Source organism: Devosia sp. A369, assembly GCF_054489345.1.
This window is the reverse complement of the sequence record NZ_JBTMWV010000002.1, coordinates 20,418-34,732: the sequence shown is the minus strand read 5'-3', so window position 1 is coordinate 34,732 and position 14,315 is coordinate 20,418. Positions and strand designations below refer to the sequence as shown.

The following is a 14,315-nucleotide window of genomic DNA, read 5'->3' as shown; positions in this document are numbered from 1 at the left end:
AAGGCGCTTTCAGCCGCGCCCCTTGCTGAGGCGGATGAGCAACCAGATCGGGACCACTAGCGCCGCGCCGGTGGCGATATAGCCGCCCAGATTGCGGAACAGACCGGCGCCATCGCGCAACGCCTCGCGCACCAGATCGATGGCCCCATTGACCACGCCCTGCACGTCGACGCCAAACACGCTCATGGCAAAGCCGACCAGCAGCGAGATGAACGCCAGCTTGAGCATGACATTGATGGGATGCCCGCCAAAGAAGCGCTCGATCGGGGAACGCCGCGTCTCGGTCTGGGGTTGATCGCTCATGCTGGCCTCGCCCTATTGTGGTGCTGGGGGATCATATAGGGTGTTTCTCGATTTGCAGAAGGTGTGACTTGCCAAGTTTGTGCTCAACCCACACCCCCTCCCGGCCTCCCCCATCAAGGGGGAGGTGCTGGGCCGGTGGGTTTGGTGAGATCGTGCCGCCATCACGGAACGACACCTCCCCCCTTGCGGGGGAGGCTGGAAGGGGGGATTTTTGACCCCGGTATTGCCCCCCATCATCGCCGACTGGTTCGCCCGCAAAGGCTGGTCCCCGCGGGCGCATCAGCTCGACGTTCTCGCCAGCTGGCAGGACGATGCCTCGGCGCTGCTGATCGCCCCGACCGGCGCCGGCAAAACCTTGGCCGGGTTCCTGCCGACGCTGGTCGATCTGGCGGAGGGCAAGTTCGAGGGGCTGCACACGCTCTATATTTCCCCGCTCAAAGCGCTGGCGGTCGACGTACAGCGCAATCTCAATACGCCCATTCTGGAAATGGGCCTCAACATCACCGCCGAAACCCGCACCGGCGACACGCCGCAATCGCGCCGCGCCCGGCAGCGGCAAAAGCCGCCGCATATTCTGCTGACCACGCCCGAGCAGCTCTGCCTGCTGATCAGCCATCCGCATGCCGATCTGTTCTTCGGCTCACTCAAGCGCATCGTGCTGGATGAATTGCACGCGCTGGTCACCTCCAAGCGCGGCGAATTGTTGTCGCTGGCGCTGGCCCGCATCGCCAAACTGGCGCCCGATCTGCATATCACCGCGCTCAGCGCCACGGTGGCGCGGCCCGATCTGCTGCGCGACTGGATTGCCCAGCCGGTGCCGCAGCGGCCAACCCATCTGCTCACCGCCACGGGCGGCGCGCCGCCGGTGCTGTCCATACTCGCCACCGAGGAGCGCCTGCCCTGGGCCGGGCATTCGGGCCGTTATGCCCATCGTGAGCTGTACGAAACCATCAAGCAGCACCGCACCACGCTGCTCTTCGTCAACACCCGCAGCCAGGCCGAAATGCTGTTTCAGGGGCTGTGGGCGATCAATGACGACATGCTGCCGATTGCGCTGCATCATGGCTCGCTCTCGGTGGAACAGCGCCGCAAGGTGGAAAGCGCCATGGTCTCGGGCAAGCTCAAGGCCGTGGTTTGCACCTCGACGCTCGATCTGGGCATCGACTGGGGCGATGTGGATCTTGTGGTACAGGTCGGTGCACCCAAAGGGTCTTCGCGCATGCTGCAGCGCATCGGCCGCGCCAATCACCGGCTCGACGAGGCGTCCAAGGCCGTGCTGGTGCCGTCCAATCGTTTCGAAGTGCTCGAATGCGAGGCGGCGGTGGAAGCCGTGGCCGAGAACCATCAGGATAGCGAAGACCCAGTGTCGGGCGGTTATGACGTGCTGGCCCAGCATATTCTGGGCATGGCCTGCGCCGCCCCCTTTGCCGCCAACGCGCTTTACGACGAAATCCGCCGCGCCTGGCCCTATCGCGACCTGCCGCGGGGCCAGTTCGACCGGGTGCTGGATTTCGTCGCCACTGGCGGCTACGCGCTGCGCGCCTATGAGCGCTATGCCCGCCTCAAGCTGACCGACGATGGCCACTGGCGCATCGCCAATCCGCAGGTGGCGCAGCAATATCGGCTCAATATCGGCACCATCATCGAGGAACCGATGGTGCGGGTTCGGCTGGTGCGAGCGCGCGGCGTCAAGAAGGGCCAAAGCAATAGCCCCATAGGCGCTGGCGGGCGGGTGCTGGGGGAAATGGAGGAATATTTCTTCGGCACGCTGCTGATCGGCGACACTTTTATGTTCGGCGGCGAAATCGTCGCCTTCGAGGGCATGCGCGACAACGAGGCCTTCGTGTCGCGCGCCCAGTCGGCCAACCCGAAAATTCCCAGCTACATGGGTGGCAAGTTCCCGCTCTCAACCTATCTGGCCGAGCGGGTGCGCAAGCTGCTCGATACGCCCGAAAGCTGGTCGGTGCTGCCGGATCAGGTGAGCGACTGGCTGCGCCTGCAGCGCGATATTTCGGTGCTGCCCAAGCGCGATAGCCTGCTGGTGGAAACCTTCCCCCATGGCACGCAGAACTATTTGGTGTGCTACCCCTTCGAAGGCCGCCTGGCGCACCAAACCCTGGGCATGCTGCTGACCCGACGGCTGGAACGCGCCCGCGCCCGGCCACTGGGTTTTGTCGCATCCGAATATGCGCTGGCCATCTGGGGGCTGGGCGATTTGTCCGGGCTGATCCGCAGCAAGCGGCTATCGCTGGATGAATTGTTTGCCGAAGACATGCTGGGCGACGATCTGGAAGCCTGGCTCGATGAATCGGCGCTGATGGAGCGCACTTTCCGCAACTGCGCCATCATCTCCGGGCTGATCGAGCGCCGTCATCCCGGCAAGGAGAAATCGGGCCGCCAGATCACCATGAGTTCGGACCTGATCTATGACGTGCTGTATCAGCACGAGCCCGATCACATTCTCATTCAGGCCACCCGCCGCGACGCCGCGCGCGGGTTGCTCGATATCGAGCGGCTGGGCACCATGCTGGCCCGCATTCGCAGCCACATCGTGCACAAGCCGCTGGCGCGCGTCTCGCCTCTCGCCGTGCCGCTGCTGCTCGATATCGGCAAGGAACCCATTTTCGGGGAAGGCCGCGAATCTGCTATGGCGGAAGCAGCCGACGAATTGCTGAAAGAGGCGATGGGCCAGAGTTGAATCAGCCCCAATATCAAGCCGAGGTCACGGAGACGCCGATCTTGCGCTTTGCCGGACATAATTTTGAGCCGCTGCCTTCGGGTGCCCTCTATTGGCACGCCGAGCGCACCCTGCTGGTCGCCGATCTGCATTTTGAAAAAATGGCCAGCTTTGCCCGGCGCGGCCAGTTGCTGCCGCCCTATGATACCGGCCTGACGTTGGCGCGGCTCGAAGCCGATCTGCGGCGCACTCATGCGCAGCGTCTGGTGTCGCTCGGCGACAGTTTTCATCGCGCTGATGCGAGCAAGCTGCTGACCAATGCGGACCGGATGCGGCTCGATGCGGTGACCGAAATGGTCGAGTGCATCTGGCTGTCGGGCAATCACGATCCGGCCCCGCACGCCATCGGCGGCATTTGCCTGCCGGAGCTCGAACTGGCCGGATTGACCCTGGCGCATGAACCGCAACGCGGTGCCAATGGGGTAATCAGCGGACATTTGCACCCCGCCGCGCATGTGCTGATGCAGGGCCGCTCGACCCGCCGCCCCTGCTTTGTCCACGACAACCGGCTCATGATCCTGCCCGCCTATGGATCGTCGACCGGCTCGATCAATATCCTGTCGCCGGCCTTTGTCGGCCTGTTCCACTGGCCGGCGCTGGAAGTCACCATGCTGGGCAAGGACCGGACGTATCCGGTCAGCCCCAAGCGGCTGGTGCGCGGTTAGCGCCGGAACACCACGCCACCGAGCCAGCCGGTGAACAGCGCCAGCAGCACGCAGACCAGGCCGTAGAGAAATGGCTGCTGCACCGAGGTCAGCGCCAGGAAACGCTCGAAGCCGATCTTGCGCACGGCAAAGCCTTCCGACTTGCGGGCGATGATCTCGCCATTCTTGAACACATAGGTCAGGGCGATATAGGGACCGGGGGGCGCGTTGCTGGGCAGGGTCAGGCGCGCCGAATAGAAATTGTCGGCGAGGAAATTGACGGCGTTCTCCTGCACCCCGAACAGGCCCTCTTCAGTCATCAGCCGCACCAGTTCGCGGCCGAAGATTGCGGTCTTCCACCAATCGGCGCTGGTGGTCGACAGCGTATAGGCCTCGGGCAGGATGGCGTTGGCGGTCAGGGTGGTGACATCGGTGATGTCGGTCAGCCGGCTGCTCGACAGCACGTGGAAATAGCTTGGGAAATTGCGGAACTCGACCTGATCGGTGTTGATCCAGGCGCCGAAATTATTGGTCATCTGGCGGGCGACGCGGTTCTGCGTCGGGCCCACCACCACCACCACGACATGGAACGGCCCCTGCACGAATTTCTGCTCGGAGCCGGCATCGGGGGCGATGGTGCCGAAGAACGTCATCCGCTCGCCATCAAAGCTCGAGGTGATTTCGACATTGTCGTTGGACAGCTGCGACACCAGCCGCTCGGCCTGGGCCGGCACGGTAAACAGCAGCGCGAGCAGCAGAACAAAACACCGGATCATCGGCTGATCCCCAGCACCGCCATGCTGAACGGATCGCTCGGCGCCAGCACCAGGGTCAGGCCGAAGCGGATGGCGACAGCCAGCACCAGCAAGGCCAACAGGCCCCGCAATTGTTCACCGCGCAGATATTTGCCGGCCGAGGCGCCGAACTGGGCGCCGACGGTGCCGCCCACCATCAGGCAGAAGGCCAGCATCATGTCGACGCTCTGGCTCTGCACCGCATGCAGGATGGTGGTCGCCGCCATCATCGCCACCACCTGGGCCAATGAGGTGCCGATGACGACATTGCCCGGCACCCGCAGCAGATAGACCAGCGCCGGCACCATGATGAAGCCGCCACCGACGCCGAGCAGCGAACCGACAAAGCCGATGAACAACCCGATCACCAGCACCGGCAGCACGCTGATATAGAGCCGGGATTTCTTGAACCGGACCCGCAGCGGCAGTCCATGCATCCAGTTATGCTGGTTGGGCAGGCGCTCGCGCACCACGACGCCCTGACGCTGCTTGAGAATGGCGCGGGTGGATTCGACCAGCATCAGAGAGCCGACCGAGCCGAGCAGAATGAGAAAGCCGAGCGAGATGACCAGATCGAGCTGGCCGGCGTCGCGCAGCACGGCAAACACCGCCACGCCGCCAAAGGCGCCGAGCACCCCGGACAGCACCAGATACAGCGCCAGATGCAGATCGACGGCACCGCGCCGGTAATGCGCCAACGCCCCCGAGGTCGAGGCCGCCACCACCTGGCCGGTGACCGAGGCCACCGCCACCGGAGCCGGCACGCCGGAGAAAATCAGCAGGGGCGTCAGCAGGAAGCCGCCGCCAACCCCGAACAGGCCCGACAAAAAACCGACCGCCCCTCCGATCCCCACGAGAAAGAAGAGGTTCACGGACAGCTCGGCGATCGGCAGATAGATCTGCAAGTCCCTGATCCGTTTCGAAAATCACTACGCCGCACGACCTTACAGGATCGTACGTCAACAATAGGTCAAAGGTTTCCGCCACAGGGTGGAAACTGGTGTTTTTGTGATCGGACGCTGAGAACCGGGTCCGGACGGTGTCAGATCTGGATTGGTGCTAGACCGGCTGGCTGCCCAGAACGGCCAGCAGACGGGGATTGATCGCACCGCTTTCACTCATGCCCGCGCCGCGCTCGAAGGCTTTGATGGCTTCGGCCGTCTTGGGTCCGGCCAGGCCATCGGGAACCCCGACATCAAAGCCCAGCTTGCCTAAAGCCAGTTGCACCTTGGAGACCACGTCCCGCGTGGAGATGGACTGGCCCGGATCGAAACTGCTCGACCAGGTGCCGATCGGCGCGAAATTGGCGGCCAGATCGATCGGCTCGGCCGTCCAGCCCGCCAACTCGCCGGTGACGCGACTCACCGCTTCGGCACTGAGCGACTTGGCAATATCGTCGCGCGCCTTGCCGGCATCGGCGTCGCCATTGTCGGCGGCCAGTGAGAACCATTTGTAGGACTGCTCGAAATCCTGCTCGACGCCCAGCCCGCGGGCATAGAGCATGCCCAGATTGAACTGGCTGTCGGTCATGCCGCGTGCGGCGGCCTGGGCGAACCATTCGGCAGCGGTTTCGAATTCCTGCTCGCCCAGCAGGCCCCCGGCATAGAGCGCCGCCAGATTATGCATGGCCATACGGTTGCCCGCCTCGGCGCCGCGCTGGTACCAGAGCTTGGCGATCTCCAGATCTTTTTCGACGCCCTGCCCGGCTTCATAGAGATTGCCGAGGCGATATTGCGCCGGCACGAAGCCCTGCGCAGCGGAGCGCTCATACCATTTGGCGGCCTCGGCATAGTCCTGGGTGACGGCGCGGCCTTCGGTGTAGATGGCTGCGACTTCGAACTGGGCGCGGGCGTCGCCATCGGCGGCGGCCTGGCGCAATTCGAGCGGTCCGGCGCCTTCGACCGGCAGCTCGAAGGTTTCGACGGCGGCGACAGCGGAAATGCTGCCGGTGACGTCGGGCGCAATGTCGGTCGGAACATCGTCGACCGCGTCGTTTGCCGACAGGGCGAGCAGCGATGCCGGCATCGGCGTGGTAGCGACCGGCACGGTGAAGCTCATGGTCTGGCGGGGACTGATCGAGGCCGTCGCGGTGTCATCGACCATGTCGATCACGCGCGGCTCGGGCAGCACCAGTGACACGTCATCGGTGGCGGACGGCGTGGCCGACGGCATCTCGATCCCGGTATCGATGGGCGGGGGGGCCGGCTGCGGCACTGCCCCCATGCGCTGGATCACCAGATTCAGCGCGAGCATCGAAACCGCCACCAGAGTGGCGGCGAGCAGCAGCGGACGGCGGTGGCGGGTGAGGAAGCTCGGCTGGTCGGCCAAAGCGGCACTATCGGTGTCGCGGCCAAGTGCCGGTGCCGCGACGGGCTCCTCGGCCTTCTGTACCTTCTTTTCCTTGACCGGCTTGGCGGGCTTTTCGGCCTTTTTCGGCGCGGCCGCCTCACCGGTCACCGGTTCGGCAGGGGTCGGGCTGGGCATGACCCGGGCCAACGCGCGGCTGATCAGCGAATTGCTGCTGACGGTAGCGGGCTCAGCTTCCTGGCGGGCACGCTGGGCGCGACGCGCGGCGGCGACGAAGGTGCTGGTGCTGTTCTGGCCCAGAGGCAGATCAACCTGCGGGGCAGTTGCCTGCGCAGCGGCGGTCGGGGCAAACGGATCGGCGTCGGACTGGGCAAAGCTCGACTGCGGCCGCGCCGGACGTTCGACACTGGCCGGATCGAAGGCCGGTCGGGGCGAGGCTTCGGGTGCGGACGTCGATGGGCGCGTGGCGGCCTTGGCGTCGAGCGCGCTCCGCACCGGACCGGCATTCTTGAAACCGGGATCGACCAGCGGCGCGTCATCGCCCGGATTGGCCGGCATCAGATCGCTTTTGGCGGGCTGCGGGCTGGCCAGAGCCGAGAGCATGGCGTCGATACGGGACTGCTCGCCGTCAGCTGCGTCGGAGCGGGCCGGCGCTGGCGTGGCAACCGGCGCAGCAGCACGATCCTGCCGCTCGCCCAAGGCGGCTTCAAGCCGGGTCAGCCGCTCGGCGGTATCCTTGCCGGCGGTATTGAACAGCGCCGCCATGCGCTTTTCGAGCGCCGTCATGCTGGCTTCGCTGGAACCGCTATCGGCTCCGGCGGGGTTGGCGCGGGCAAAGGCTTCCGAGGTGCGCTCGGCCACCAGGGCGGCCAACGTCTCGTAATCGGGCGTCTTGCCGGCCGATTTGATCAGGCCGGTGATGCGGTCTTCGATGCTTTTGAGGCTATCGGGGCCGAACATGGCCACCGGCGCTGGCGCCTTGCGGGTCAGCGCGTCGCTGGTGCGCTCCGCCACCAGGGTGGCGATGGCTTCCATCTCAGCCGGATCGGACGGATTGGCATAGAGCTTGGCTAGGCCATTGAGCTGGACGCCGGTTTCATCCATGCGCGCCATCAACAGCTTGAGCTGGCTTTCGACCTGGGCGGTGTCGCCACCGGGCGCCATGCGGTCGGACAGGGCTTCGAGCTGGCTTTCAATGCGCAGGAAGCGCGGCTCCATGCCGGCCATCACCGCATCGCGCAGAGCCGCGATATCCTGCTTAAGCCCGGCCACGTCACCATTGGCGGTATCGAGACCGCCGATCTGGGAGGCCAGCGCCTCGACCTTGGCCACCAGCTTGGCGGGCGCGGTTTCGCTATTTTTCATAGCCTGGGTAAAGGCGGCCATTTCGCTGGTCAGCCGCTCGAAATCGCCGGCCGACAGCGTGACATTCTTTTCGATGGAGTCGATGCGGTCATAGACATTGCGCACGCTTGTTTCGATGGCGTGCATGGCCGGCTCAAGCGCCGCGCCAGTGTTCATCGCCGCCTCGGCGCTGCGGTCCTCGCGCGCAATCTCGCGCTCCATCTGCTGGGCCTGCAATTCGGCCAGCTTGCCCACGGTGGCCGAAACATCGTCCAGCCGGCCATTGATCGCCGACAAATCGACGCGCGGCCCGCTTTCGATCAGCGCGGCCAACGCCCCGATCTGCGCTTCAAGGCGCTTGACCTGGCCGGTCTCGCCAACGGCACCGGCCAGCAATTCCACCACATGGGTCAGTTGTTCGACCTGGTCGGCGACCTCGCGCACGCTGCCATTGCTGGCGCGCTGCGACTTGAGTTCGCCTTCGAGCCGTTCGAGGCGGCCGGACAGCCCACCAACCAGCGCACTCAGTTCGCGGAACTCGGGCAGGTCGGTGGCGCGGCGGCCCAATGCGGCGGCGGGCGCAGACAGCTGCCGGCCGCGGATTTCGGCAATGGCGCTGGTCAGCTCATCCTGCTGGTCGAGGTGATGTTCAAGTTCGTCGCGCTCGCTGAAGCGATCAACCGCGCGCTTGACGGTGCGCAGCGCCTCGCGGCGGCGCACGGCCGGCTCGGGACGTTCCACCTGATCGCGCAGATTGCGCACGCGGCGGCTGAGGCCGGTCAGCGCCGGCTCGGGACGTTCGACGCGGGCATAGCGCCCCTCGACCTGATCCAGCAGGGCGACGAGTTCACCACGCAGAGCGTGCCACTCTCCGGGCTGCGGCTCTGAGGCCAACTCGGACATATCCTGGATGGGGTGGGCGCGGGCCATGGTCAGTCCCTGTCATGAAGCGGCGGACCCCTCGCGATTCAACACGAAGGTATGACGGTTACTCTTGAGAAAACATGGTAAAGAACCCGTTAAGTATTGCTGCAATATGCAAGAGCCAGAGGCCTTAGGACCTGATTTCCTCAGAAATCGAGATCACCGATTCGGGATCGACACATCCCAGGCCACGCCCAGAGGAGCCATTGCCCGCCATGACCCGCCGCCGCATCATCATCGTCGACGATCACCCCTTGTTCCGGGCGGCGCTGCGGCAGACCCTGTCAGGGGGTGACGCCACCGTCACCGTCGAGGAATCCGGCGATCTCAACGGGCTCAGCGCCGCGCTCGACGCCGACCGCGATTGCGACCTGGTGCTGCTCGATCTCAACATGCCCGGCGTCAGAGGCTTTTCCGGCCTGCTGCTGCTGCGCGCACAATATCCCGACATTCCGGTGATGATTATCTCGGCGGTCGAGGACAACACCGTGATCCGCCGCGCCTTCGAGCTGGGCGCTGCCGGTTATCTTCATAAATCCGTCGGTCCGACCGAAATCCGCCGCGCCATCGAAACCGTGCTGTCGGGTGAGGTCTTTGTGCCGGAAGGCACCACTTTGGGTGGCGATGACGCCCACACCGCGCTGATGCGCCGGCTCGCGACCCTCACCCCGCAACAGGTGCGAGTGCTGATGATGCTCAGCGACGGGCTGATGAACAAGCAGATCGCCTATGAACTGTCGATCTCGGAAGCCACCGTCAAGGCGCATGTCTCGGCGATCCTGCAAAAGCTCGACGTCGATAGCCGCACCCAGGCAGTGATCGCCGCCGCCCGTATCGAAGACGGCCAGTTCGAAGCGCTATTCTCGATCGGCGCGGAAAAGAGCTGAAGGCAACGTCGGGGCGGATTGCCTAAATCTGCCCCCGACCTGCGGCCCAATCATCGGTCTTGGTTCCCACCAACTGGCTGATATTGGTCTTGCCCTCAGCCCGCACGGCCGCCACCAGGCCGCGCTTGAGCCGGTCGAGCATGTCCAGGCCGCCAAATACCAGCGCCGAATAAAGCTGGATGGCATTGGCACCGGCTTCCAGCTTGGCCAGAGCCGATTGCGGCGAATGGATGCCGCCAACGCCAATGATCGGCAGAGCACCGACGCGCTGGCGCATCTGCGCCAGCCGCTGGGTGGACATCGCGAATAGCGGCTTGCCGGACAGTCCCCCGGCTTCACTGGCGTTCTCGAGGCCCGCCACGGCGTCCCGGGTGACGGTGGTGTTGGAGATGATCAAGCCATCAAGATCGGTGGCCAACACCACCGAGGCGATAACGTCGAGCGCCGCTTCATCGAGATCGGGGGCAATCTTGAGCAGGACCGGCACGCGCGTCTTGGCCTTGGCGCGGGCGGCGAGCACTTCGCCCAGCAGTCGGCGCAGGGCCTCGTCGGCCTGCAGATTGCGCAGGCCGGGCGTATTGGGCGAGGAAACATTGACCGTCAGATAATCGGCCAGATCAGCAAACCGCTGCACCCCCAGCACATAATCGGCGACGAAATCGTCGCTGTCCTTGTTGGCGCCGATATTGACGCCGAGCGCCGCCGGAATCCGCAGCCCGCGCAGGCGGGCAAAGGCGGCGTCGTGGCCTTCATTGTTGAAGCCCATGCGGTTGATGACGCCTTCGGCGCCGCTGATGCGGAACAGGCGCGGCTTGGGATTGCCCGCCTGCGGGCGCGGGGTCAGCGTACCGATTTCGACCATGCCGAAACCCATCTTGGCCAGCGGCCGCGCCACTTCGGCATTCTTGTCGAAGCCGGCCGCCATGCCCACCGGATTGGTCAGCTCGAGCCCGCACAGACTGGTGCGCAGCTCGGCGCCATCGGCATGGGACTGCTCCGGCGCCAGGCCCATCCGCAGCGCCGTGATGGTGGCGCCATGGGCGGTTTCCGGGTCCATTTTGAGCAGCGCTTCGCGGGTCAGGCCCGCCAGGGCCGGCAGGCGCAGCAGCGGCGACAGGGCAGAAAAAATCATCGGAGAGCCTCGGGCAGCGAACAGGAACCATCGGCAGCGACGCTGAGCGGCGCCTCCCAGGCGATGGCGGCAATGGGCAGGGGCCCGCCATAAAGATGGGGGAATAGCGCGCCACCGCGCGATGGCTCCCACACCAGATCAGCGCCCAGATCGGCGCTGCGCACCGCCAGCAGCACCAATCCGGCCTGCCCGGCAAAATGCAGGCGCAGCGTTTCGGCAAGCTGTGCGGCGGTGGAAAAATGCATATAGCCATCCGCGGCATCGATCGGCATGCCGGCAAAAGCAGTGCCGGTACGGGCGGGCGCGAAGGCGGCTTCGGTGGCAATCTTATAGACGAAATCGGGGGTGTTCATGCGCGCGAACCTAAAGCCGGCGGCGCGACGCTGCAAGCCGCAGACGCACCTCTTTACAACTACGCTCGCGGGCAGTAGAAATAGGACTTAATTCCATTAATAAGACATGTTTCCTGCACTGGAAAAGCTGCCATGCTGTCACACAGCAATGTCTGGGACGGAATCGATGCGCTGGCGCGTCGGCATGGCCTGTCCGTTTCGGCGCTGGCCAAGCTCGCCGGGCTCGACGCCACCGCCTTTAACGTCTCCAAGCGCGTCAGCAAGGATGGCCGTGAACGCTGGCCGTCAACCGAGAGCATCGCCAAGATCCTCGAAGCGACGGGAGAGAGCTTTGACGCCTTCCTCACCGGCACCGGCGCATTTTTGCAGCTGAATGACAATCAGCCCAGCCGCAGCGTGCCCCTGCTCGGTCTGGCTCAAGCGGGCGCGGGCGGATTTTTCGACAGCGCCGGCTTTCCGGCCGGCCAGGGCTGGGACGAGATCGCCCTGCCCGCGCCGGGCGAAGGCGGGATTTATGCGCTTGAAGTGCAGGGCGATTCCATGGAGCCGCTGTATCGCGAGGGCGACCGCATCGTGGTGTCGCCCACCGAACAGGTGCGGCGCGGCGACCGGGTGGTGCTCAAGACCCATGATGGCGAGGTGATGGCCAAAATCCTTTACCGCCAGACCGGCAAGCAGATCGAGCTGCATTCCATCAACCCGGCCTATTCCCCCCGCATCATCGATCTGGTCGATGTGGAATGGGTCGCCCGGATCATCTGGGCCAGCCAGTGAATATCACCAAAGCCGTGCCGGCCGATGCCGAGGACTGGGCGATGATGCGGCATGCGCTGTGGCCGGATGGGGGCGACCGAGGCAGCCATGCGGACGACATCGCCCATCTTCTTGTCAATGCTGGCGACACCGTGAACCTGATCGCTCGAAGCGAAGACGGTCTGGCGCTGGGCTTTGCCGAAGCCGGCCTGCGGCGCGATTACGTGAATGGCTGCGACACGTCGCCAGTCGCCTTTCTGGAGGGCATCTACGTCATGCCCGAGGCCCGTAGCTGCGGCGTGGCGCGCGCTATGATCGATGTCCTGCAACGCTGGGCCATCGAACAAGGCGTGACCGAGTTCGCTTCAGACGCCGCCCTGGACAATGCGGCAAGCCTGGCCATGCATGGCGCGCTCGGCTTCAAGGAAACCCAGCGCGTCGTGTTTTTCAGGAAAGCGCTGACATAGCCTCAGGCGACCAACTTGCCCGCCAGAGCGTCGGCAATCAGTTTGCGGGTATTCTCGACACCGTAAAGCGCGACAAATGAACCGAAGCGCGGACCGCGCTCTTGCCCGATCAGCACCTGATAGAGCATCTGGAAAAAGTCACCAGAGACGCCGGGGCCGCCATGCGGGCCCGTTCGCTTGTGGTCCTGATACCGCTCGATCCCGCGGGCCACGTCGAGGACGGCATTTTGGATAGCCTCGTTATCGGAGCCGGCCGGGAGAGTGGCGAAAGCAGCCGAAACCGCCTCGAGCGCAGCGCGCTCAAGGTCATCGGGCGCCCGGTAGGTCTTCTGCACGAAGTCGCGGAAATAACGGACGGCATAGCCCACCAGAACATCCAGATGTGGATGCGTCTGCGGTGACACACCCGGCGCATAAGCCGAAATATAGCCCCACATGACTTCGGGGGTCTCGGGGTTCGAGGCTGTGGCGAGATTGAGCAGCAGGGCGAAGGTAACCGGCATGTCGACCTTCGGCACATTGCCAAAATGGACATGGAATGCTGGATTCTCTACGCGCTCAGCAGTCGTCTGGCGCTCGAAGGCGGCAACAAAGCTGTAATATTCATCGACGGCGCGCGGGATGACATCGAAATGCAGCCGCTTGGCGGTGCGCGGCTTCTGGAACATATAGAGTCCCAGGCTGTCATTGCTGGCGTAGGTCAGCCACTCATCGATGGTCAGGCCATTGCCCTTGGACTTGGAAATCTTCTGGCCCTCGGAATCGAGGAACAGCTCATAGACATAATGCTCGGGAGCCTTGCCGCCGAGGATTTCGCAGATCCGGTCATATATCGGCGCATTGGTCTGGTGGTCCTTGCCGAACATCTCGAAATCGACGCCCAAAGCCGCCCAGCGCATGCCGAAATCGGGCTTCCACTGCATCTTCACGTGGCCGCCGGTGACCGGCACCGTGGTGTCGCGGCCATCTTCGTCGGCGAAAGTGATGGTGCCGTTCTTGGCGTCGACTTCCTTCATCGGCACATAGAGCACGCGACCGCTGATCGGGGAGATCGGCAGGAAGGGCGAATAGGTAGCCTGCCGCTCGGCGCCCAGCGTCGGCAGCATCACCTTCATAATGTCGTCAAAGCGTTCGGCGGCACGCAGCAGCACGGCGTCGAACTTGCCCGAACGATAATAGTCGGTGGCGCTGGCGAATTCGTAGTCGAAGCCGAAGGTGTCGAGGAAGCGGCGCAGCATGGCGTTGTTGTGATCGCCGAAGCTGGGATATTCATTGGTCCAGGGATCGGGCACCGAGGTCAGCGGCTTCTGCAGATGCGGCTCCATCGCCTCCTTGGACGGCACATTCTCCGGAATCTTGCGCATGCCGTCGAGATCGTCGGAAAAGCAGATCAACCGGGTCGGCACCTGGTCGCGGGTCAGCAGGCGGAAGGCCGTACGCACCATGGTGGTGCGGGCCACTTCGCCAAAGGTGCCGATATGGGGCAGGCCCGAGGGGCCATAGCCGGTTTCGAACACAGCTTCGCCCTTGCCCGATTTCTCGATGCGCGCGACCAGTTTGCGTGCTTCCTCAAACGGCCAGGCACGGGCAGTCTGAGCGGCGTCAAAAAACGCAGGATCGAGAACGGGCAAAGGAACGGGCGACAAGGTTCAAGCCTTTCGGGGGAACTG

The 14,315-nt window shown here is 64.4% G+C and carries 12 protein-coding genes; 5 read left to right on the top strand and 7 right to left on the bottom strand.

The annotated features are described in order from the left end of the window. Positions 1-9: 9 nt before the first annotated feature. Positions 10-303: a DUF6460 domain-containing protein gene (locus tag ACX3OZ_RS03700; protein ID WP_459096433.1), complete on the bottom strand. Its 294-nt coding sequence runs from the start codon at positions 301-303 to the stop codon at positions 10-12. A gap of 211 nt (positions 304-514) precedes the next feature. On the opposite strand from ACX3OZ_RS03700, the gene ACX3OZ_RS03695 reads away from it, so the two are divergent. After that, positions 515-3,001 carry a ligase-associated DNA damage response DEXH box helicase gene (locus tag ACX3OZ_RS03695; RefSeq protein ID WP_459103846.1) on the top strand — a complete coding sequence of 829 codons (2,487 nt, stop codon included), beginning with the start codon at positions 515-517 and terminating at the stop codon, positions 2,999-3,001. Positions 3,002-3,042: 41 nt separating this feature from the next. After that, the gene (pdeM, locus tag ACX3OZ_RS03690; RefSeq protein ID WP_459096431.1) at positions 3,043-3,705 is read left to right on the top strand and encodes a ligase-associated DNA damage response endonuclease PdeM; all 663 of its coding nucleotides are present in this window, start codon (positions 3,043-3,045) and stop codon (positions 3,703-3,705) included. Here pdeM and ACX3OZ_RS03685 read toward each other — a convergent pair. The 3 genes from ACX3OZ_RS03685 to ACX3OZ_RS03675 all read right to left on the bottom strand — a co-directional run bounded on the left by ACX3OZ_RS03685 (position 3,702) and on the right by ACX3OZ_RS03675 (position 9,059). Beyond that, complete coding sequence (locus tag ACX3OZ_RS03685) at positions 3,702-4,460, bottom strand: TIGR02186 family protein (protein ID WP_459103845.1); 759 nt, start codon at positions 4,458-4,460, stop codon at positions 3,702-3,704. The genes pdeM and ACX3OZ_RS03685 overlap by 4 nt on opposite strands. Then, positions 4,457-5,383 carry a sulfite exporter TauE/SafE family protein gene (locus tag ACX3OZ_RS03680; RefSeq protein ID WP_459103844.1) on the bottom strand — a complete coding sequence of 309 codons (927 nt, stop codon included), beginning with the start codon at positions 5,381-5,383 and terminating at the stop codon, positions 4,457-4,459. Before ACX3OZ_RS03680 ends, ACX3OZ_RS03685 begins: the two co-directional genes overlap by 4 nt. A gap of 154 nt (positions 5,384-5,537) precedes the next feature. After that, the gene (locus tag ACX3OZ_RS03675) at positions 5,538-9,059 is read right to left on the bottom strand and encodes a peptidoglycan-binding protein (protein WP_459103843.1); all 3,522 of its coding nucleotides are present in this window, start codon (positions 9,057-9,059) and stop codon (positions 5,538-5,540) included. 209 nt (positions 9,060-9,268) lie between these two features. Between ACX3OZ_RS03675 and ACX3OZ_RS03670 the strand changes: the two genes are divergently transcribed. Then, a complete protein-coding gene (locus ACX3OZ_RS03670; RefSeq protein WP_459097218.1) occupies positions 9,269-9,940 on the top strand; it encodes a response regulator in 672 nt (223 codons plus the stop codon). Positions 9,941-9,962: 22 nt separating this feature from the next. On the opposite strand, the gene ACX3OZ_RS03665 is transcribed toward ACX3OZ_RS03670, so the two are convergent. Together ACX3OZ_RS03665 and ACX3OZ_RS03660 are read right to left on the bottom strand one after the other, a co-directional pair. Further along, positions 9,963-11,072 carry a quinone-dependent dihydroorotate dehydrogenase gene (locus tag ACX3OZ_RS03665; RefSeq protein WP_459103842.1) on the bottom strand — a complete coding sequence of 370 codons (1,110 nt, stop codon included), beginning with the start codon at positions 11,070-11,072 and terminating at the stop codon, positions 9,963-9,965. Further along, on the bottom strand, positions 11,069-11,425 hold the full coding sequence (locus tag ACX3OZ_RS03660; protein WP_459097220.1) for a DUF952 domain-containing protein: 357 nt from the start codon (positions 11,423-11,425) through the stop codon (positions 11,069-11,071). Before ACX3OZ_RS03660 ends, ACX3OZ_RS03665 begins: the two co-directional genes overlap by 4 nt. 132 nt (positions 11,426-11,557) lie before the next feature. Between ACX3OZ_RS03660 and ACX3OZ_RS03655 the strand changes: the two genes are divergently transcribed. Both ACX3OZ_RS03655 and aac(6') read left to right on the top strand, forming a co-directional pair. After that, on the top strand, positions 11,558-12,199 hold the full coding sequence (locus ACX3OZ_RS03655) for a S24 family peptidase (RefSeq protein WP_459097221.1): 642 nt from the start codon (positions 11,558-11,560) through the stop codon (positions 12,197-12,199). A 41-nt stretch (positions 12,200-12,240) separates the two neighbouring features. After that, a complete protein-coding gene (gene aac(6'), locus ACX3OZ_RS03650) occupies positions 12,241-12,645 on the top strand; it encodes an aminoglycoside 6'-N-acetyltransferase (RefSeq protein WP_459097375.1) in 405 nt (134 codons plus the stop codon). A gap of 2 nt (positions 12,646-12,647) precedes the next feature. On the opposite strand, the gene ACX3OZ_RS03645 is transcribed toward aac(6'), so the two are convergent. Next, the gene (locus tag ACX3OZ_RS03645; RefSeq protein WP_459097222.1) at positions 12,648-14,291 is read right to left on the bottom strand and encodes a lysine--tRNA ligase; all 1,644 of its coding nucleotides are present in this window, start codon (positions 14,289-14,291) and stop codon (positions 12,648-12,650) included. Positions 14,292-14,315 lie beyond the last annotated feature (24 nt).